At 55.9% G+C, this 19,611-nt stretch carries 20 protein-coding genes; 14 read left to right on the top strand and 6 right to left on the bottom strand.

Annotated features, from left to right (window positions below):
* Positions 1-11 precede the first annotated feature (11 nt).
* The 7 genes from cheY (at position 12) to QMG44_RS09890 (ending at position 7,939) form a co-directional block, all read left to right on the top strand.
* Positions 12-401 (top strand): chemotaxis response regulator CheY, encoded by a 390-nt coding sequence (cheY, locus tag QMG44_RS09920; protein WP_000763862.1) that lies wholly within the window; start codon positions 12-14, stop codon positions 399-401.
* A gap of 13 nt (positions 402-414) precedes the next feature.
* Entirely contained in the window at positions 415-1,059 is a 645-nt protein-coding gene (gene cheZ / locus QMG44_RS09915; protein WP_013096065.1) for a protein phosphatase CheZ, read from the top strand.
* Positions 1,060-1,335: 276 nt separating this feature from the next.
* Positions 1,336-2,484, top strand: coding sequence for a flagellar biosynthesis protein FlhB (gene flhB, locus QMG44_RS09910; protein ID WP_014170659.1), 1,149 nt, complete (start codon positions 1,336-1,338; stop codon positions 2,482-2,484).
* On the top strand, positions 2,477-4,555 hold the full coding sequence (gene flhA / locus QMG44_RS09905) for a flagellar biosynthesis protein FlhA (RefSeq protein ID WP_014170658.1): 2,079 nt from the start codon (positions 2,477-2,479) through the stop codon (positions 4,553-4,555). Before flhB ends, flhA begins: the two co-directional genes overlap by 8 nt.
* A complete protein-coding gene (locus QMG44_RS09900) occupies positions 4,552-4,947 on the top strand; it encodes a flagellar protein FlhE (protein ID WP_123266835.1) in 396 nt (131 codons plus the stop codon). Before flhA ends, QMG44_RS09900 begins: the two co-directional genes overlap by 4 nt.
* Before the next feature lie 264 nt (positions 4,948-5,211).
* Positions 5,212-6,795 (top strand): MFS transporter, encoded by a 1,584-nt coding sequence (locus tag QMG44_RS09895; RefSeq protein WP_025203842.1) that lies wholly within the window; start codon positions 5,212-5,214, stop codon positions 6,793-6,795.
* Between the two features lie 4 nt (positions 6,796-6,799).
* A complete protein-coding gene (locus QMG44_RS09890; protein ID WP_086532358.1) occupies positions 6,800-7,939 on the top strand; it encodes a glycoside hydrolase family 105 protein in 1,140 nt (379 codons plus the stop codon).
* A gap of 34 nt (positions 7,940-7,973) precedes the next feature.
* Here the strand turns inward: QMG44_RS09890 and argS are convergent, their stop codons facing one another.
* A complete protein-coding gene (argS, locus tag QMG44_RS09885; protein WP_014170653.1) occupies positions 7,974-9,707 on the bottom strand; it encodes an arginine--tRNA ligase in 1,734 nt (577 codons plus the stop codon).
* 239 nt (positions 9,708-9,946) lie between these two features.
* Here argS and QMG44_RS09880 point away from each other — a divergent pair, with 239 nt between their 5' ends.
* Positions 9,947-10,507 (top strand): VOC family protein, encoded by a 561-nt coding sequence (locus tag QMG44_RS09880; protein WP_086532359.1) that lies wholly within the window; start codon positions 9,947-9,949, stop codon positions 10,505-10,507.
* Positions 10,508-10,583: 76 nt separating this feature from the next.
* A complete protein-coding gene (gene cutC, locus QMG44_RS09875) occupies positions 10,584-11,327 on the top strand; it encodes a copper homeostasis protein CutC (protein ID WP_032680773.1) in 744 nt (247 codons plus the stop codon).
* 185 nt (positions 11,328-11,512) lie between these two features.
* On the opposite strand, the gene cmoB is transcribed toward cutC, so the two are convergent.
* The 5 genes from cmoB to QMG44_RS09850 are packed head-to-tail and all read right to left on the bottom strand — an operon-like array spanning position 11,513 to position 15,093.
* Positions 11,513-12,484, bottom strand: coding sequence for a tRNA 5-methoxyuridine(34)/uridine 5-oxyacetic acid(34) synthase CmoB (gene cmoB / locus QMG44_RS09870; RefSeq protein WP_020883389.1), 972 nt, complete (start codon positions 12,482-12,484; stop codon positions 11,513-11,515).
* Positions 12,481-13,224: a carboxy-S-adenosyl-L-methionine synthase CmoA gene (gene cmoA, locus QMG44_RS09865; RefSeq protein ID WP_020883390.1), complete on the bottom strand. Its 744-nt coding sequence runs from the start codon at positions 13,222-13,224 to the stop codon at positions 12,481-12,483. The genes cmoB and cmoA overlap by 4 nt, the downstream gene beginning before the upstream one ends.
* A gap of 40 nt (positions 13,225-13,264) precedes the next feature.
* The gene (locus QMG44_RS09860) at positions 13,265-13,660 is read right to left on the bottom strand and encodes an MAPEG family protein (protein ID WP_020883391.1); all 396 of its coding nucleotides are present in this window, start codon (positions 13,658-13,660) and stop codon (positions 13,265-13,267) included.
* Between the two features lie 51 nt (positions 13,661-13,711).
* The gene (locus tag QMG44_RS09855; RefSeq protein WP_040017790.1) at positions 13,712-14,530 is read right to left on the bottom strand and encodes a DUF72 domain-containing protein; all 819 of its coding nucleotides are present in this window, start codon (positions 14,528-14,530) and stop codon (positions 13,712-13,714) included.
* On the bottom strand, positions 14,527-15,093 hold the full coding sequence (locus tag QMG44_RS09850; protein ID WP_032678431.1) for a hydrolase: 567 nt from the start codon (positions 15,091-15,093) through the stop codon (positions 14,527-14,529). Before QMG44_RS09850 ends, QMG44_RS09855 begins: the two co-directional genes overlap by 4 nt.
* 264 nt (positions 15,094-15,357) lie before the next feature.
* Between QMG44_RS09850 and aspS the strand changes: the two genes are divergently transcribed.
* The 5 genes from aspS (at position 15,358) to ruvA (ending at position 19,606) form a co-directional block, all read left to right on the top strand.
* Entirely contained in the window at positions 15,358-17,145 is a 1,788-nt protein-coding gene (gene aspS, locus QMG44_RS09845; protein ID WP_086532360.1) for an aspartate--tRNA ligase, read from the top strand.
* Between the two features lies 1 nt (position 17,146).
* A complete protein-coding gene (nudB, locus tag QMG44_RS09840) occupies positions 17,147-17,590 on the top strand; it encodes a dihydroneopterin triphosphate diphosphatase (protein WP_014170644.1) in 444 nt (147 codons plus the stop codon).
* A gap of 27 nt (positions 17,591-17,617) precedes the next feature.
* A complete protein-coding gene (locus QMG44_RS09835) occupies positions 17,618-18,358 on the top strand; it encodes a YebC/PmpR family DNA-binding transcriptional regulator (RefSeq protein WP_014170643.1) in 741 nt (246 codons plus the stop codon).
* Positions 18,359-18,392: 34 nt separating this feature from the next.
* On the top strand, positions 18,393-18,914 hold the full coding sequence (gene ruvC / locus QMG44_RS09830) for a crossover junction endodeoxyribonuclease RuvC (protein ID WP_025203848.1): 522 nt from the start codon (positions 18,393-18,395) through the stop codon (positions 18,912-18,914).
* 80 nt (positions 18,915-18,994) lie between these two features.
* Positions 18,995-19,606, top strand: a complete 612-nt coding sequence (ruvA, locus tag QMG44_RS09825; RefSeq protein WP_020883395.1) for a Holliday junction branch migration protein RuvA — start codon at positions 18,995-18,997, stop codon at positions 19,604-19,606.
* Positions 19,607-19,611 lie beyond the last annotated feature (5 nt).

The raw sequence follows: 19,611 nt of genomic DNA, 5'->3' as shown, positions 1-19,611 counted from the left end.
AGTATTATTTTATGGCGGATAAAGAGCTTAAGTTTTTGGTTGTGGATGACTTTTCCACCATGCGTCGTATCGTACGCAACCTGCTGAAAGAGCTGGGCTTCAACAACGTTGAAGAAGCAGAAGACGGCGTTGATGCGCTGAACAAACTGCAGGCGGGCGGGTTTGGTTTTGTTATCTCCGACTGGAACATGCCAAACATGGACGGTCTGGAACTGCTGAAAACCATCCGTGCGGACGCGGGAATGGCGTCATTGCCGGTTTTGATGGTGACCGCAGAAGCGAAAAAAGAGAACATTATTGCCGCAGCACAGGCGGGCGCTAGTGGCTATGTCGTGAAGCCGTTCACTGCGGCCACCCTGGAAGAGAAGCTCGGTAAGATCTTCGAGAAACTCGGCATGTGAGGTGTTGGTTATGATGATGCAACCTGCTATGAAACCCGTTGAAGAACACTCGCCCAGCGATATCATTGCCCGCATCGGCAGCCTGACACGCATGCTGCGTGACAGCTTGCGTGAACTGGGGCTGGACCAGGCAATTGCCGAAGCGGCGGAAGCCATTCCGGATGCCCGCGATCGTCTGGACTACGTTGTGCAGATGACCGCTCAGGCGGCTGAACGTGCGCTGAACAGCGTTGAAGCGTCACAACCGCATCAGGATGCGATGGAGAAAGGCGCGAAAGCGCTGACCAAACGCTGGGATGAGTGGTTTGAGAATCCAATCGAGCTGGCGGATGCCCGCGAGCTGGTCACGGATACCCGTCAGTTCCTGGGCGATGTGCCGGGCCACACCAGCTTTACCAACGCGCAGCTGCTGGACATCATGATGGCGCAGGATTTCCAGGACCTCACGGGCCAGGTTATCAAACGCATGATGGATGTGATTCAGGAAATTGAACGTCAGCTGCTGATGGTGCTGCTGGAGAACATTCCGGAACCGGCCGCTCGTCCAAAACGCGAGAACGAAAGCCTGCTCAACGGTCCACAGCTCGACGCCACCAAAGCGGGCGTTGTGGCAAGTCAGGATCAGGTAGACGATCTGCTGGACAGCCTTGGTTTCTGATTGAGGTGATGACCCTCAGGTTGCGTGCGCAACCTGAGGGTATGCCGCTTAATTTTGAGTGCATAACGCTGGGGTGGCTGGCCCTTGCTCACGCCCTGCTTGCTGACAGTGTTGCCAAACGCTATCTCAAATTTTTTTTTGCCGTTTTTTACTCATCACCCGATTGCTCCGACGCTGAACTGGCTAAAAGAACCCGGTTATTGGGTTTTTTCAACCCATTGATGAAAGGTCAGGCTGGCATGATACCCGTGACTAAATGGGCTGCGAGCAGGCACTGTGGCAGAAGAGAACGACGACAAAACGGAAGCCCCCACACCCCACCGACTAGAAAAAGCGCGTGAGGAAGGGCAGGTCCCCCGATCCCGAGAACTGACATCCCTGCTGATCCTCATCGTAGGCGTGTGCATTATCTGGTGGGGTGGGGAGGCGCTCGCCCGCAAACTGGCGGGAATGCTCTCGGCTGGCCTACGTTTTGACCACAGTATGGTCAACGACCCTAACCTGATCCTCAGCCAGATAATCCTGCTCGTTAAAGATGCCATGCTTGCGCTGTTGCCCCTGATTACCGGCGTCGTGCTGGTGGCGCTGGTCTCGCCCGTGATGCTGGGCGGTCTGGTGTTTAGCGGGAAATCGCTGCAACCCAAGTTTTCGAAACTGAACCCGCTGCCGGGGATTGCGAAAATGTTCTCGGCGCAAACCGGTGCGGAGTTGCTTAAAGCGATTCTGAAATCGGTCCTGATGGGCAGTACCGGCGGTTTTTTTCTGTGGCACCACTGGCCGGAAATGATGCGCCTTATCAGCGAATCGCCGTTAACCGCGATGAGCAATGCGCTGAACCTGGCCGGGCTCTGTGCCCTGCTGGTGGTGCTCAGCATTATTCCCATGGTGGGTTTTGACGTTATCTTCCAGCTTTACAGCCACTTCAAGAAACTGCGCATGTCTCGTCAGGATATTCGGGATGAATATAAGCAGATGGAAGGTGACCCGCACGTGAAAGGGCGTATCCGCCAGATGCAGCGTGCTGCCGCCCGTCGGCGGATGATGGAAGATGTGCCAAAAGCCGACGTCATTGTGACTAACCCGACACACTATTCCGTTGCGCTGCAGTACGACGAAAACAAAATGAGCGCGCCGAAAGTGGTGGCGAAAGGGGCGGGGCTCATCGCTCTGCGTATTCGTGAAATTGGTACCGAAAACCGGGTGCCCATACTCGAAGCGCCTCCGCTGGCGCGAGCGCTGTATCGCCATGCGGAAATTGGACAACAGATCCCAGGACAACTCTACGCCGCGGTGGCGGAAGTGCTGGCCTGGGTATGGCAGTTGAAACGCTGGCGTCTGGCTGGCGGTCAACGGCCTGTGAAACCTGAGAACCTTCCGGTGCCTGACGCGCTGGATTTTATGAACGAGAAGGACACTGATGGCTAATCTGGTGGCAATGTTGCGCCTGCCCGGCAACCTGAAATCGACGCAATGGCAGATCCTTGCCGGACCGATTCTCATCCTGCTAATTCTGTCGATGATGGTTTTGCCGCTTCCGGCGTTCATCCTCGACCTGCTTTTCACATTCAACATTGCGTTGTCCATTATGGTTTTGCTGGTGGCGATGTTCACCCAGCGCACCCTTGAGTTCGCCGCATTCCCGACCATTCTGCTGTTTACCACCTTGTTAAGGCTGGCGCTGAACGTGGCGTCAACCCGTATCATTCTGATGGAAGGCCACACCGGTGCTGCCGCGGCGGGTAAAGTGGTTGAGGCATTCGGCCACTTCCTGGTCGGCGGTAACTTTGCCATCGGTATCGTGGTGTTCGTCATTCTCGTCATCATTAACTTTATGGTTATCACCAAAGGTGCCGGACGTATCGCGGAAGTGGGCGCGCGTTTTGTGCTTGACGGGATGCCGGGCAAGCAGATGGCCATCGACGCGGATCTGAACGCCGGGCTTATTGCCGAAGATGAAGCCAAAAAGCGCCGCTCGGAAGTGACGCAGGAAGCTGACTTCTATGGCTCAATGGACGGTGCGAGTAAGTTTGTTCGCGGTGATGCCATTGCGGGCATCCTGATCATGGTGATTAACGTGGTCGGCGGCCTGCTGGTGGGCGTGCTGCAGCACGGCATGGACATGGGCCACGCGGCGGAAAGCTATACGCTGCTGACCATTGGTGACGGTCTGGTGGCTCAGATCCCGGCGCTGGTCATCTCAACGGCGGCGGGGGTTATCGTGACCCGCGTCAGTACCGATCAGGATGTTGGCGAGCAGATGGTCGGGCAGCTCTTCAGCAACCCGCGCGTGATGCTGCTGGCCGCCGCGGTACTGGGCCTGCTCGGTCTGGTGCCGGGAATGCCAAACCTGGTGTTCCTGCTGTTCACTGCGGCATTGCTGGGCCTTGCCTGGTGGATGCGTGGCCGTGAGATGACCCCGGCAGCGGAACCTGCTCCGGTAAAAATGCCGGAGAACACGCAGGCCGTGGAAGCGACCTGGAACGACGTTCAACTGGAAGATTCGCTGGGAATGGAAGTGGGGTATCGCCTCATCCCGATGGTCGATTTCCAGCAGGATGGCGAACTGTTGGGCCGAATCCGCAGCATCCGTAAAAAATTCGCCCAGGACATGGGCTTCCTGCCGCCGGTGGTTCACATCCGCGACAATATGGATCTGCCGCCTGCGCGCTATCGAATTCTGATGAAAGGCGTAGAGATTGGCAGCGGTGATGCTTATCCAGGCCGCTGGCTGGCTATTAACCCGGGCACCGCGGCGGGTACGCTGCCGGGCGAGCAAACCATCGACCCGGCCTTTGGCCTGGCTGCCATCTGGATTGAAAGCGCGCTGAAAGAGCAGGCGCAAATTCAGGGCTACACCGTGGTGGAGGCGAGTACCGTGGTGGCGACTCATCTGAACCATCTGATTGGACAATTCTCGGCCGAGTTGTTTGGTCGTCAGGAAGCCCAGCAACTGCTCGATCGCGTCACGCAGGAGATGCCGAAGCTGACGGAAGATCTCGTGCCAGGCGTCGTGACGCTGACCACGCTGCACAAGGTGCTGCAAAATCTGCTCGAGGAAAAAGTGCCGATCCGCGATATGCGTACCATTCTGGAAACCCTCGCCGAGCATGCACCGTTGCAAAGCGATCCACACGAGCTCACGGCGGTGGTGCGCGTGGCACTGGGACGGGCGATCACGCAGCAGTGGTTCCCGGGCACCGGGGAAGTGCAGGTTATCGGCCTCGATACGCCGCTTGAACGTCTGCTGCTGCAGGCTCTGCAGGGCGGTGGAGGGCTGGAACCTGGCCTGGCCGACCGTCTGCTGGAGCAAACACAAGAGGCGCTGGCGCGTCAGGAGATGCTGGGTGCGCCACCGGTTCTGCTGGTGAACCATGCGCTGCGTCCGCTGCTGTCGCGCTTCCTGCGCCGTAGCCTGAACCAGCTGGTCGTGCTGTCGAATATGGAGTTGTCGGATAACCGTCATATCCGTATGACGGCGACGATCGGAGGAAAATAATGCGTAAGTGGTTATGGATCTTACTTTTTCCGCTGGTGGCCCAGGCCGCCGGGGAAGGGACCTGGCAGGCCAGCAGCATTGGCGTGACCCTCAGCAACCGCGGTGTCGCCATGTCTTCGCGACCGCTATCACCGACTGAGCCGGTGTCCGGTCTGATGACCCTGGTGGTCTGGAACTACACGCTTATTGGCCCAACGCCTGCCGGGCTTCGGGTACGGCTGTGCTCCCAGACACGCTGTACGGAAATTGACGGAGAGAATGGCACCACTCAGGCCTTCAACGGCGTGCCTGCTGTCGAACCTTTGCGCTTTATCTGGGAAGTGCCGGGCGGCGGACGCCTGATCCCTGCGCTGAAAGTTCAGCGTAATTCCGTTATCGTCAACTACCGCTAATACCCCGCTTTCTACGCCCGCCATCAGCCATTTCTGATGGCTGGCTCGCAAAAAATGACCTCCTCTTTTGATGTAAAAGAAACGCTGTTTTATAAATCAGTGACACGCGTAACGACACTCTTTGCATTTTTGCCAGCCGCTTGCCGGTGATGGCAAAAACAGAAAGGTATCACCAGGTCGATACTCTTACTGTAGCCGTGTAATAACTCCCGGATCAGATTTTGCTTACAGGGAGTCTCCCAAAACTGAGTAGGGTTGACGGCAATGAAAACACGAAAAATTGGACTCGCAAATTATCTTGCTTACGGGTCAGGCGATTTCCTCGGGGCGGGAACCACCGCCCTGACGGCGGCCTGGCTTTTGTATTTTTATACAACGTTCTGTGGACTCTCCCCGATTGAAGCAACCTTCATCTTTGCCGCCGCAAGGGTACTGGATGCCGTCGTCAGCCCTTTGATGGGCTTTTTGACCGATAACTTTGGCACGACATGGCTCGGTAAGCGCTTCGGTCGGCGTAAGTTCTTTATTCTGCTGGGGATCCCGTGCGTGTTCAGCTACTCCCTGATGTGGGTGGGGGAGATGAGTTTCTGGTATTACCTGCTGACCTATCTGGTGTTCGATATCGTCTACACCATGATTCTGGTGCCGTATGAAACGCTGGTGCCGGAAATGACCGATGACTTCAAACAGAAAACCCGCTTCTCAGGTGCCCGTATCTCGATGGCGCAAATGTCTGCCATCCTGGCCTCATTCCTGCCGGGGATCCTGCTCACGCATTTCGGCAAAGACAACGCGGTCTCCTTTTTCTATGCAAGCCTGGTCTTCTCCGTGCTGTGCGCGCTGATGCTGATGCTCGTCTGGTTCTTCACCTGGGAGCGACCGCGGGAAGAGTGGAGCGAAGCCGCCCTGCGTGCCGAAGAGGAGAAGAAGAAACTGTCGCTCGGGCAGAGCCTCAACCGCCTGTTTGTGGAGTTGAGCTCTACGCTGCGCGTGAGAATTTTCCGTCAGCATCTGGGGATGTACCTTGGCGGGTATATCGCCCAGGACGTCTTTAATGCCGTGTTTACCTACTACGTGGTTTTCGTGCTGATGCAGGAAGCATCCATGGCCTCCAGCCTGCTCGGCACGATGGCCATCTTCCAGTTTATTGCGGTTATCGCCATGATCCCGCTGTGCATTCGCTTCGGACCCGCGCCGTCCTATCGAATGGTCGTGGTGCTGTTTGGCCTGGCATCGCTTTCCTACGCCGTGCTGTATTACGCGGGCCTGAGTGATATCTACTCTCTGTTATTGCTGGTCTCTGCAGTTGCCGGTCTGGGACGCGGTGGGATCAACTATGTGCCGTGGAATACCTACACCTACATTGCTGATGTCGATGAAGTGATCACCGGCCAGCGCCGCGAAGGGATTTTCGCCGGCATCATGACGCTGACCCGTAAAGCCTCGCAGGCAGGGGCGGTAATGCTGGTGGGTATTGTGATGCAGATGTCTGGCTTTGTCAGCGGACAGAAGACCCAGCCCGCGGAAGTGAGCCACACCATTCTGCTGATCCTGAGCGTGGGAACGCTTCTGGTGCTGTTCTGCGGCTTCCTGGTTTCGCTGCGTTTCAAACTCAATTTGCACACCCACACCACGCTGCGTGAAGAGACCGCCAAAATGCGCGCGTCTGGTCGCGCCATTCCTGAGAGTGCGACACCAGAAGCCCGCGCCACCGTGGAGATGCTGGCCGGTATGCCTTATGCGTCGCTTTGGGGCAATAACAACATCGGTTATCTGAATCGTAATAAGCCTGCGGCACCTTCGCTGAAGGGGCGCGCGGTACTGAATTCGACATACAACAGAGGTTAAGATAATGAAAGTTTGGCCGGTCAAACACAGTCCACTCCTGCGTCAGCCTGCGCATTTCATCGCCCGGGACGAGCTAAAATCGCTGATTGAAAAGGTGACGCATAACCTCGTTAATATCCACGATACAACAGGTGAGTTTTTACTGCGCCTGGACGACGGGCGGGTCATTGACACCAAAGGATGGGCAGGCTGGGAGTGGACCCACGGCGTGGGGTTATACGGTATCTGGCAGTATTACTGCCAGACGGGCGACGAAGCGATGCGTGACATCATTGACCGCTGGTTTGCCGATCGTTTCAGGGAAGGGGCGACCACCAAAAACGTGAATACCATGTCACCGTTCCTGACGCTGGCTTATCGTTACGAAGAGACCAGAAACCCGGCCTGGCTGCCGTGGCTGGAAAGTTGGGCGGAGTGGGCCATGAATGAGATGCCGCGCACCGACCATGGCGGCATGCAGCACATCACCCTGGCGGAAGAGAATTCTCAGCAGATGTGGGATGACACGCTGATGATGACGGTTCTGCCGCTGGCGAAAATCGGCAAGCTCCTTAATAAACCGGAGTACATTGAAGAGGCGGTGTATCAGTTTCTGCTGCACGTGCAGAACCTGATGGATCGCGAAACCGGCCTGTGGTTCCACGGCTGGAATTACGAAGGCCACCATAACTTTGCGAAGGCACGCTGGGCACGAGGCAACAGCTGGCTGACCATCGTGATCCCGGATTTCCTTGAACTGGTGGATTTGCCTGAACATAACGCCGTTCGTCGCTACCTTGTGCAGGTGCTGAACGCGCAGATTGCGGCCCTCGCCAAATGTCAGGACGATAGCGGCCTGTGGCATACGCTGCTCGACGATCCGCATTCCTACCTTGAGGCGTCAGCCACGGCAGGCTTTGCCTACGGTATTCTGAAAGCGGTGCGTAAACGCTATGTCGGCGCGGAATATGCTGAGGTGGCGGAGAAAGCGATTCGCGGCATTGTGGAAAATATCTCGCCGGAAGGGGAGTTACTGCAGACGTCGTTCGGTACGGGGATGGGCAGCGATCTGGCGTTCTATCGCCAGATCCCACTCACGTCGATGCCCTATGGACAGGCCATGGCAATCCTGTGTTTAACGGAATACCTGCGCAAATATTTTTGAACATAAAAAACCCGGCGATGGCCGGGTTTGTTTATTACATGCGCTCTACGGTTTCGATACCCAGGGTATCCAGACCCAGCTTCAGGGTCTTCGCCGTCAGCTGAGCCAGCTTCAGGCGGCTGTTGCGGACCGCTTCGCTTTCCGCAGACAGGATAGGGCAGTGTTCGTAGAAACCGGAGAACAGACCTGCCAGATCGTACAGGTAAGAGCACATCACGTGCGGGGTACCGTCACGTGCGACAACGGCCAGCGTCTCTTCAAACTGCAGCAGACGTGCCGCCAGCTGGGCTTCGCGATCTTCGGAAATGATCACCTCAGCATTGGCCAGCGCGCTTTCATCGATACTGGCTTTACGGAACACGGAGAGCACGCGGGTGTAGGCATACTGCATATACGGCGCAGTATTACCTTCAAAGGCCAGCATGTTATCCCAGTCGAAGATATAGTCGGTGGTACGGTTCTTGGAGAGATCCGCGTACTTCACTGCACCGATACCCACGGCGTTGGCGAGTTTTTCCAGCTCATCGGCAGGCATATCCGGATTCTTCTCGGCCACCAGACGGCGGGCGCGTTCCAGCGCTTCGTCCAGCAGGTCGGACAGCTTCACGGTACCGCCTGCACGGGTTTTGAACGGCTTACCGTCTTTACCCAGCATCATGCCGAACATATGGTGTTCAAGCGGCACGGAATCCGGCACGTAGCCTGCTTTGCGCACGATAGTCCACGCCTGCATCAGGTGCTGGTGCTGACGGGAGTCGATGTAGTACAGCACGCGGTCCGCATGCAGCGTTTCGTAACGGTATTTCGCACAGGCGATATCGGTGGTGGTGTAGAGATAGCCGCCATCCTTTTTCTGGATGATCACGCCCATCGGTTCACCTTCCTTGTTTTTATACTCATCAAGGAACACGACCGTAGCGCCTTCGCTCTCAACCGCCAGGTTTTTGGCTTTCAGGTCGGCCACAATGCCAGGCAGCATCGGGTTATAGAGGCTTTCACCCATCACATCGTCACGGGTCAGGGTAACGTTCAGACGATTATAGGTGAGCTGGTTCTGGGACATGGTGATGTCAACCAGTTTACGCCACATCTCGAGGAAGTACGGGTCACCGCCCTGCAGTTTTACCACGTAACTGCGCGCGCGCTCGGCAAAAGCGTCGTCTTCGTCGTAGTGTTTTTTAGCTTCGCGGTAGAACCCTTCCAGGTCTGCCAGGGCCATCTCACCCGCGTTTTCCTGCTGCTGTTTTTCCAGGTAAGCAATCAGCATCCCGAACTGGGTACCCCAGTCGCCCACGTGGTTCGCGCGGATCACTTTGTGTCCGAGGAACTCCAGGGTACGCACGGCTGCGTCACCGATAATGGTGGAACGCAGGTGCCCTACGTGCATCTCCTTCGCCACGTTTGGCGCTGAGTAGTCAATCACCACGGTCTGCGCTTCTGGCTGGGAGACACCCAGACGGTCAGATTTCAGCGCCGCGTCAACGTGGCGTGCCAGGAAAGCAGGCTCAAGGAAGATGTTGATAAATCCAGGGCCGGCGATTTCAGTTTTGCTGGCAATACCGGTGAGATCCAGATGAGTCAGCACCTGCTCGGCGAGTTGTCGCGGCGGCATACCCAGTTTTTTAGCCACTGCCATCACGCCATTAGCCTGATAGTCGCCAAACTGTACTTTTGCTGACTGACGAACCTGCGGTTCGCAATCCGCAGGCGCACCTGCGGCAATCAGTGCCTGACTGACTTTTTCGGAGAGAAGAGCCTGAATATTCACCTGGATACCTTACATTTTTGATGCGGGCAAATAACCGCCCGCGCCAGTTAAAGAATTTAGGGCGGGAGTATACTGCAAATGCCTTCTGGCGTCAGCATTGCGGGGGCCGAAGATTGCTCAGAATCCAGGCTAAGAAAGCATGCATAAACATGCAGTCGTAAAAACCGCTATTCAGAGGTTGGTCGAAAGAGGGCAACAGAGTAAATTAGCGGCTTTGCGACACGATAAGAGACTGACGTATGGCGAACTGGCACTCCATTGACGAACTGCATGATATTTCCGCAGATTTACCGCGCTTCACCCAGGCGTTCACAGAACTTGCCACCCGCCTTGGTCTGGATATTGCGCCGCTTGAGGCCGATCACATCTCCTTGCGCTGTCATCAGAACGCAACCGCCGAGCGCTGGCGTCGCGGGTTTGAACAGTGTGGCGAGTTACTCTCAGAGAACATCATCAACGGTCGCCCCATCTGCCTGTTCAAACTGCATGAACCGGTGTGCGTGGCTCACTGGCAGTTCAGTGTGGTCGAATTGCCCTGGCCGGGCGAGAAACGCTATCCGCATGAAGGCTGGGAGCATATCGAAATTGTCCTGCCGGGTGAACCCGAAACGCTGAATGCCCGTGCACTGGCGCTGTTGTCTGATGAGGGTCTGAGCAAGCCTGGCATTTTTGTGAAAATAAGTTCCCCGAAAGGCGAACGTGAGCGTCTGCCTAATCCTACTCTGGCCGTCACTGACGGACAGGTTACCGTGAAGTTCCATCCCTGGACGATTGAACAGATTGTTGCCAGCGAAGCATAAGATGTGACCGTACGCTGAGACCGGGCGTAGCCTGCGTGTCATGATGGCGCGTTAAGTGGATATTAAGGAGGATGTAATGGCGCTGCTGGAGATTTGTTGTTACAGCGTGGAGTGTGCCGTCACCGCGCAACAGCACGGGGCAGACCGCATTGAACTGTGCGCCGCACCCAAAGAGGGTGGGTTAACGCCTTCATACGGGATGCTGAAGTCTGCCCGTCAGGCTGTCACCGTTCCGGTACACCCGATTATTCGTCCTCGCGGCGGCGATTTCTGTTACACGCCGGGCGAGTTCAGTGCCATGCTTGAAGATATCACTCTCGTTCGCGATCTGGGATTCCCCGGCCTGGTTATTGGGTTGCTTGATGAAGACGGCAATGTCGATCTGCCGCGCATGCGTCAGGTCATGAACGCGGCAAAAGGGATGGCGGTCACTTTTCATCGCGCGTTTGATATGTGTAAAGATCCCCTGCAATCCTTTGATATTCTTGCTGAACTTGGCGTGGCGCGGGTCCTGACATCGGGTCAGCAGTCCTCTGCTGAAAAAGGACTGCAATTAATTACGGAACTAAAAGCACATTCCGGTGTTCCAATAATAATGGCGGGTGCGGGAGTGCGTGCCAGCAATATGGAACTGTTTTTAAACGCCGGGGTAGAGGAGCTTCACAGCTCTGCGGGCAAATGGATGCCATCGCCCATGCGTTATCGCAACACAGGGTTGTCAATGTCGACGGATGCTGAAGCGGATGAGTACTCACGCTACGGTGTAGAGGGAGAGTCGGTTGCGGTAATGAAATCGATGATTGAACGTCATCACGTGTAGCAACGTACCGATTTTTACCGCGCATCATGTCGCCCAATATGATGCTTGCTTGTACCAGGCCCCTGCAATTTCAACAGGGGCCTTTTTTTATGCCCCTCACCCTAACCCTCTCCCCAAAGAGGAGAGGGAACTGTACGGTGCGGTCTTTTCTCCCTCGCCCTTTGGGAAGAGGGCCGGGGGGGAATCTACGGTTTCGTCGCGATCAACACCGCGCGCATTGGCGCAGGATACCCTTCGACAGTCTTGCTGTGGTCTGCCGGGTCGAGGAATTCCGCCAGCGATTCGGTGATCATCCAGTCGGTGCGACGCTGTTCTTCAGTTGACGTTACGCAAACATCGGCAATACGGACATCCACAAAACCGCACTTCTCCAGCCAGTTTTTCAGCGCCGGCGCGGAAGGAATAAAGTAAACGTTCCGCATCTGCGCATAGCGATCGCCCGGCACCAGAACGGTATTTTCATCACCCTCTACCACCAGCGTTTCCAGCACCAGTTCGCCGCCGCTGACCAGCTGATCTTTCAACTGCCACAGATGTTCGAGTGGGGAGCGGCGGTGGTACAGGACACCCATCGAAAACACGGTGTCAAACGCCTTCAGGGCAGGGAGCTGTTCAATACCCAACGGCAGCAGGTGCGCGCGCTGGTCGTTACCCAGCAATTTACGCACCGCTTCAAACTGGCACAGGAACAGCTGCATAGGGTCAATCCCCACCGCCAGATGTGCCCCTGCGCCAATCATGCGCCACATGTGGTACCCGCTGCCGCAGCCAACATCCAGAATGGTTCGCCCGGTGAGGTCGGAAAGGTGAGGCAGCACGCGATCCCATTTCCAGTCAGAACGCCATTCAGTATTAATGTTAACGCCGTAGAGTGAGAACGGACCTTTGCGCCACGGCATCAGGTTACGCATCAGCGTTTCAATGCGGTTTATCTGCCCGGGCGGAAGCGGCGTTTCGCTTTGTGCGGTAACGCTGTGGAGCAGATCCAGACGGTGTGGGGTCAGTTCCGGCAGAAACTCCACCGCGTTGGACCACTGCTTTAACAGACCATGCTGCTGATCCCGCTGCCAGGCAGCAATTTGTGCAGGCAGTGTCTCCAGCCAGTGGGAGAGGTGGTTTTTGGCAATCAGCTGATAGAAATTACTGAACTCGATCATGCGATGTCCCCACCTTTCAGCGCCACCAGCGAGCCGAAGTTGAAGCACTGGAACCACAGTTCGCTGTGCTCGAAGCCTGCCTGACGCAGGCGTGCTTTATGGGTTTCGACGGAGTCCGTCAGCATCACGTTTTCGAGCATGCTACGTTTCTGGCTAATTTCCAGTTCGCTATAGCCGTTGGCCCGTTTGAAGTCGTGGTGCATATTGAACAGCAGCTCACCCACTTCGGCATCTTCAAAGCTGAATTTCTCGGACAGCACCAGCGCGCCACCGGGTTTCAGGCCTTTATAAATTTTGTCCAGCAACAGCTGACGGTCTTCAGGCACCAGGAACTGCAGAGTAAAATTCAGAACCACCAGCGACGCGTTATTGATGTCGATATCACGGATATCACCTTCCACAACCTCGACTGGCGTCGGGGCTTTATACGCGTCGATGTGGCGACGGCAGCGTTCCACCATGGCCGGGGAGTTATCGACGGCAATGATTTTGCAGCCTTCATGGTGAACGTTACGACGAACAGACAGCGTTGCCGCGCCGAGCGAGCAGCCCAGATCATACACCTGCGTGCCGGGTTGAACGAAACGCTCAGCCAGCATGCCGATCATAGAGATGATATTGGAATAACCGGGAACAGAGCGCTGGATCATATCCGGGAAGACTTCGGCTACCCGTTCATCGAAGGTCCAGTCGCCCAGGCTGGCGATAGGCGCGGAAAAAAGCGTGTCGCGATCTGACATAACGTAAAAATCCGGGAAAAATAAAGTGGCGTATTGTGCGCTAATGGAAGGAGAAAACCAACTCCCACGGCATATACCAAAGGTTAGCCAGCACCATCAGCAAAAGCGAACACCAGGTCGCGCTCATGCCGGAACGGCGCCAGCGGAATAAGCGATGGTGAAAGCCGTAATAATGCATTAACCGGCCGGCAATCAGAAGCAGGCCGCAGACGTGCACCATCCAGGTTTCCGCGCCGTTCATTTCCATAAACAGCAGCAAAATTAACGCAACGGGGATGTACTCAACCGCGTTACCGTGAATGCGGATAGCGCTCTGTAACTCCGAAAAACCGCCGTCACCGTAAGAAACACGGTACTGCATTCGCAGGCGCACAACATCAAATGAAAACTTAATCAGCAGTAATGCACCTAACACCGCATACAGCGCGCTGACCATACTAACTCCCTGTTTTTGGCAGATGGCACCTTCCTATGATAGGGGCTGATATCAGAAAAGAGAAGATTGTTGTGGGATAGAAGGGGCGCTGCCTACAGACGGAACCGCAGCCTGCAAGGCCTGCCAGAGAACATCGACCAGTTCGGGGGCGTGAGCGATATCCGGCGTATGGAGAAAGAGATACGGCGTGGTGGTTTGCTCCCATTTCGCTAATTTTTGCAGCCAGACGGCGAACATCTCCTGGTTTTGCTGCATATTATCGCTGCCGATAAACCTGACCATCGGGTTTTGCGCGGTGACCACGGCGTGAACAGGCACTCTGGGCTTTTTACGCTGGGCATCAATGATGGCCTCGTTATGTGGGATGGCGCTGTGCACGGGACGGCTGTCGAGAATCACCCGGTTCACCCCGCGCGCATGTAAGCCACGGTTAAGGGCCGTTTCAGCCTCTCCCTTGGCAAAAAACGCCGCATGTCTCACCTCAACGCCATAGGTAAAGTCCTTGGGCAGGGTATCAAGGAACTGCCATAGCGCAGGCAGGTCACGTGGGCTAAAGGTGGCCGGAAGCTGCAACCAGTACTGACCGATGCGGTTCGCCAGCGGTGACATCCGGCCAAAGAACTCGTGGGTCAAATCACCGCAGTTTCGCAGCGCAGCGGTGTGGGAGATCGTCGCCGGAAACTTGAAGCAGAAGCGGAAATCATCGGTCGTCTGGTCGCGCCAGCGCTCAACAATCTCTGCTCTGGGTAGCGCGTAGAGGGTGGTATTGCCCTCGACGCAGTTGAAATGACGGGCATATTCTTCAAGGCTGGTAATACCCAGGCGCACCCATTTCGGGTGCGACCACTGGGGCAGGCCAAGGTAGATCATAGGGCGCTTATAATGTCGTCCGTGCTACGCACGCGGCCAATGCGCGGGAAGATGTGGGTCATACTGCCCTGGTGCTGCTCCGCAGACGCTGCGCTGCATGCATCTTCAGCAATCACCAGGTTAAAGCCCAGTTCCCAGGCGTTTCGGGCGGTGGATTCCACGCCAATGTTGGTGGAGATCCCACAGAGAATCAGGGTGTCGATACCGCGCCGACGCAGCTGCAGCTCAAGATCGGTGCCGTAGAATGCGCCCCACTGGCGTTTGGTCACTTCGATATCGCTGTCCCGTTTGCCGAGCGAAACCGGATAGGTCCACCAGTTTTCAGGTAGTGAATGTGCTGCAACCTGAGCATCGACAGGCTGTTTTAAGGCCTCAGCGAAATCCGCTGACCAGCCAACGCGCACCATGATCACAGGGGCACCGCTGGCACGGCATTTTTCTGCCAGACGCGCGGCGCGGCTGACAACATCTTCGGCGCTGTGCGGGCCTCCAGCAAACGGCAGGATCCCTTCCTGTAAATCAATCACCACAAGCGCGGTTTTGCGGGCATTAAGTGTTAACATGGTAACTCCAGTGAAATGAGTCGCTTCCGCTACACCTTACGACGTAATGACCTGTTATCGGTCGGATAATTTTGTTAATTTTTGTGAGAATACGCAATAAGCGCGCAGCAAACGACCGTCTGGCCGTGGTTCGCTCTTATCGTCCGGCGGAATTTCCAGTATAATAGCCGCCTTTTTTCATCCAGTTGTGACATACAGAAAGCTGCGACATAGTAGCCTGCATTCCAGGCGACATTTAGCCTGCGGCTAATTAAGGGATATCTCATGCGTACAGAATATTGCGGGCAGCTGCGTCAGTCCCACGTTGGACAGCAGGTAACCCTGTGTGGTTGGGTCAATCGTCGTCGTGATCTTGGGAGCCTTATCTTCATCGATATGCGCGACCGCGAAGGTATCGTTCAGGTGTTCTTCGACCCAGATCGCGCAGATGCGTTGAAGCTGGCTTCTGAGCTGCGTAATGAGTTCTGCATTCAGGTCACCGGCACCGTACGTGCGCGTGACGAGAAAAACGTTAACGCAGACATGGCGACCGGCGCAGTTGAAGTGCTGGCGTCGGATCTGGTTATCATCAACCGTGCTGAAGCGCTGCCGCTGGACTCCAACCACGTCAACACTGAAGAAGCGCGTCTGAAATACCGCTATCTGGACCTGCGTCGTCCGGAAATGGCTCAGCGCCTGAAAACCCGTGCGAAAATCACCAGCCTGGTGCGTCGCTTTATGGATGACCACGGTTTCCTCGACATCGAAACCCCGATGCTGACCAAAGCCACGCCGGAAGGCGCGCGAGATTACCTGGTTCCATCCCGTGTACACAAAGGCAAATTCTACGCGCTGCCACAGTCTCCTCAGCTGTTCAAACAGCTGCTGATGATGTCCGGCTTCGATCGCTACTATCAGATTGTAAAATGCTTCCGCGACGAAGACCTGCGTGCTGACCGTCAGCCAGAATTTACCCAGATCGATGTGGAAACCTCCTTCATGACGGCCGAGCAGGTGCGTGAAGTGATGGAAGCCCTGGTGCGCAGTCTGTGGAATGACGTGAAAGGCGTGGAACTGGGTGATTTCCCCATCATGACCTTCGCTGAAGCTGAACGTCGCTACGGCTCTGACAAACCAGACCTGCGTAACCCGATGGAGCTGGTGGACGTTGCAGACCTGGTGAAATCCGTTGAGTTCGCGGTATTTGCCGGCCCGGCTAACGATCCAAAAGGTCGCGTGGCTGCCCTGCGTGTACCGGGCGGTGCGGCGCTGAGCCGTAAGCAGACTGACGATTACGGCAACTTCATCAAGATCTACGGCGCGAAAGGTCTGGCCTATATTAAAGTGACCGAACGTGCGAAAGGTCTGGAAGGCATTACCAGCCCGGTGGCGAAATTCCTGAACGCGGAAATCGTGGAAGCGATCCTCGAGCGTACCGGCGCACAGGATGGCGACATGATCTTCTTTGGCGCAGACAACAAGAAAATCGTTGCTGACGCGATGGGCGCGCTGCGTCTGAAGCTGGGTAAAGACCTGAGCCTGACGGACGAGAGCAAATGGGCTCCGCTGTGGGTAATCGACTTCCCAATGTTCGAAGACGACGGTGAAGGCGGCCTGACCGCAATGCACCACCCGTTCACCTCGCCAAAAGACATGACGGCGGCAGAGCTGAAAGCGGCACCGGAAGATGCGGTAGCAAACGCGTATGACATGGTTATCAACGGCTACGAAGTGGGTGGCGGTTCCGTGCGTATTCACAGCGGCGAAATGCAGCAAACCGTGTTTGGTATTCTGGGAATCAACGAGCACGAACAGCGCGAGAAATTCGGCTTCCTGCTGGACGCCCTGAAATACGGTACGCCGCCACACGCGGGTCTGGCATTCGGTCTTGACCGTTTGACCATGCTGCTGACCGGCACCGACAACATTCGTGATGTTATCGCCTTCCCGAAAACCACGGCTGCGGCCTGTCTGATGACGGAAGCCCCAAGCTTTGCCAACCCGGCCGCGCTGGCTGAGCTGGGCATTCAGGTGCTTCCGAAAGCTTCAAAAGAGATTTCGGAGAACGAATAATATGCAGTATAAGCGTCCCGTTTCGGTTCTGGTTGTCATTTATGCAGAAGATACGAAACGGGTGCTGATGTTGCAGCGGCGCGATGACCCTGATTTCTGGCAGTCGGTTACCGGCAGCCTGGAAGAGGGGGAGACCGCGTCGCAGGCCGCCGCGCGCGAAGTAAAGGAAGAGGTCACCATTGACGTTGCTTGCGAGCAACTGACCCTGAAGGACTGTCAGCGCACGGTGGAGTTTGAAATTTTTAGCCATTTACGTCATCGCTATGCGCCGGGTATTGAGCGCAATACGGAATCGTGGTTCTGTCTCGCGCTCCCCCATGAACGGGAGATCGTGTTTACCGAACACCTGACCTACCGCTGGGTGGATGCGGCGGATGCCGCTGCACTGACCAAATCGTGGAGCAACCGGCAGGCGATTGAAGAATTTGTAATTAACGTAGCCTGAAAAGGCGCGCTCTTTGAGGAAATTTTTATGGCAGGTCATAGTAAGTGGGCCAACACCAAACACCGCAAAGCGGCACAGGATGCCAAGCGCGGTAAGATCTTCACCAAAATTATTCGTGAGCTGGTTACAGCGGCACGTCTGGGCGGCGGCGATGCGGCGTCTAACCCGCGTCTGCGCGCGGCAGTGGATAAAGCCCTGTCCAACAACATGACGCGTGACACCCTGAACCGTGCTATCGCACGTGGCGTAGGCGGTGATGAAGACGCGAACATGGAAACCATCATTTATGAAGGTTACGGTCCGGGCGGTACGGCGGTGATGGTTGAATGTCTGTCCGACAACCGTAACCGTACCGTAGCGGAAGTGCGTCATGCCTTCAGCAAATGCGGTGGTAACCTGGGCACTGACGGCTCAGTGGCCTATCTGTTCAGCAAAAAAGGTGTCATCTCCTTCGAGAAAGGAGACGAAGACGTAATCATGGAAGCGGCGCTGGAAGCCGGTGCAGAAGACGTTGTGACCTATGATGATGGCGCAATCGACGTCTACACCGCGTGGGAAGAGATGGGCGCAGTACGTGACGCGCTGGAAGCGGCGGGTCTGAAAGCAGACAACGCTGAAGTCTCCATGATCCCGTCAACCAAAGCGGACATGGATGCGGAAACGGCACCTAAACTGCTGCGTCTGATCGACATGCTCGAAGACTGCGACGACGTGCAGGAAGTGTATCATAACGGTGAAATCTCTGATGAGGTTGCAGCGACTCTCTGATGAGAGCGTATAAACCGTTTACGGGAGACGCGTGATGTCGATTATCCTCGGGATTGACCCCGGCTCGCGCGTCACCGGTTATGGCGTCATCCGGCAGGTAGGGCGCCAGTTAACCTACCTTGGCAGCGGCTGTATTCGGACCAAAGTGGACGATCTGCCGTCGCGCCTGAAGCTAATCTATGCTGGCGTGTCGGAGATCATCACCCAGTTTCAGCCCGACTTTTTTGCCATCGAGCAGGTCTTTATGGCGAAAAACGCCGATTCAGCGTTAAAACTGGGTCAGGCACGGGGCGTTGCCATTGTGGCGGCGGTGAATCAGGATCTTCCGGTGTTCGAATACGCAGCCAGACAGGTCAAACAGACCGTCGTGGGGATTGGTAGCGCGGAGAAAAGTCAGGTGCAGCATATGGTGCGCACGCTCCTGAAGCTTCCCGCGAACCCGCAGGCAGACGCCGCCGATGCGCTGGCGATAGCCATTACCCACTGTCATATAAGCCAGAACGCGGTTCAGATGAGCGAATCGCGGCTTAATCTGGCGCGAGGCAGGTTACGATAATGACAAATCAGGCTGGATGTTTATCCAGCCTTTTTTTATTATGTCGGCAGTTAATTTCTTCCAGAACGCAGGAGCGTCACGTGATAGGCAGACTCAGAGGCATCATCATTGAAAAACAACCCCCGTTAGTGCTGCTGGAAGTCGGTGGCGTGGGCTATGAAGTCCATATGCCGATGACCTGCTTCTATGAGTTGCCGGACGCGGGCAAAGAGGCGATTGTCTTTACCCAGTTTGTGGTGCGTGAAGATGCCCAGTTGCTGTATGGCTTCAATAACAAACAGGAACGGATGCTGTTTCGCGAGCTGATCAAAACCAACGGCGTCGGGCCGAAGCTGGCGCTGGCTATTTTGTCCGGCATGTCCGCTCCACAGTTCGTCAATGCCGTTGAGCGCGAAGATCCTGCTGCGCTGATTAAACTCCCGGGTATCGGCAAGAAAACCGCGGAGCGTCTGATTGTCGAGATGAAAGACCGCTTTAAAGGTCTGCATGGCGATCTGTTTACGCCAGCCGCTGATCTGGTGCTTACCTCGCCGGGCGCACAGGCCTCTGACGATGCAGAACAGGAAGCGGTTGCTGCGCTGGTGGCGCTGGGATATAAACCTCAGGAGGCCAGCCGGATGGTGAGCAAAATTGCCAAACCGGATGCCAGCAGTGAAACCCTGATTCGTGAAGCGCTACGCGCGGCATTGTGAGGTAA

Origin of the sequence: Enterobacter sp. 200527-13 (assembly GCF_027924865.1) — a bacterium.
In the GTDB taxonomy this organism is placed as follows: Bacteria; Pseudomonadota; Gammaproteobacteria; order Enterobacterales; family Enterobacteriaceae; genus Enterobacter; species Enterobacter ludwigii.
Note: the sequence above shows the minus strand (reverse complement) of the source record. Positions and strands in the feature narration are given on the sequence as shown.

Bases quoted from the DNA above. Each gene is read 5' to 3' on its own strand.
- cheY (WP_000763862.1), top strand. From the start codon at position 12: ATGGCGGATAAAGAGCTTAAGTTTTTGGTTGTGGATGACTTTTCCACC.
- cheZ (WP_013096065.1), top strand. From the start codon at position 415: ATGATGCAACCTGCTATGAAACCCGTTGAAGAACACTCGCCCAGCGAT.
- flhA (WP_014170658.1), top strand. From the start codon at position 2,477: ATGGCTAATCTGGTGGCAATGTTGCGCCTGCCCGGCAACCTGAAATCG.
- QMG44_RS09895 (WP_025203842.1), top strand. From the start codon at position 5,212: ATGAAAACACGAAAAATTGGACTCGCAAATTATCTTGCTTACGGGTCA.
- QMG44_RS09890 (WP_086532358.1), top strand. From the start codon at position 6,800: ATGAAAGTTTGGCCGGTCAAACACAGTCCACTCCTGCGTCAGCCTGCG.
- QMG44_RS09880 (WP_086532359.1), top strand. From the start codon at position 9,947: ATGGCGAACTGGCACTCCATTGACGAACTGCATGATATTTCCGCAGAT.
- cutC (WP_032680773.1), top strand. From the start codon at position 10,584: ATGGCGCTGCTGGAGATTTGTTGTTACAGCGTGGAGTGTGCCGTCACC.
- cmoB (WP_020883389.1), bottom strand. From the start codon at position 12,484: ATGATCGAGTTCAGTAATTTCTATCAGCTGATTGCCAAAAACCACCTC.
- cmoA (WP_020883390.1), bottom strand. From the start codon at position 13,224: ATGTCAGATCGCGACACGCTTTTTTCCGCGCCTATCGCCAGCCTGGGC.
- QMG44_RS09860 (WP_020883391.1), bottom strand. From the start codon at position 13,660: ATGGTCAGCGCGCTGTATGCGGTGTTAGGTGCATTACTGCTGATTAAG.
- QMG44_RS09855 (WP_040017790.1), bottom strand. From the start codon at position 14,530: ATGATCTACCTTGGCCTGCCCCAGTGGTCGCACCCGAAATGGGTGCGC.
- QMG44_RS09850 (WP_032678431.1), bottom strand. From the start codon at position 15,093: ATGTTAACACTTAATGCCCGCAAAACCGCGCTTGTGGTGATTGATTTA.
- aspS (WP_086532360.1), top strand. From the start codon at position 15,358: ATGCGTACAGAATATTGCGGGCAGCTGCGTCAGTCCCACGTTGGACAG.
- nudB (WP_014170644.1), top strand. From the start codon at position 17,147: ATGCAGTATAAGCGTCCCGTTTCGGTTCTGGTTGTCATTTATGCAGAA.
- QMG44_RS09835 (WP_014170643.1), top strand. From the start codon at position 17,618: ATGGCAGGTCATAGTAAGTGGGCCAACACCAAACACCGCAAAGCGGCA.
- ruvC (WP_025203848.1), top strand. From the start codon at position 18,393: ATGTCGATTATCCTCGGGATTGACCCCGGCTCGCGCGTCACCGGTTAT.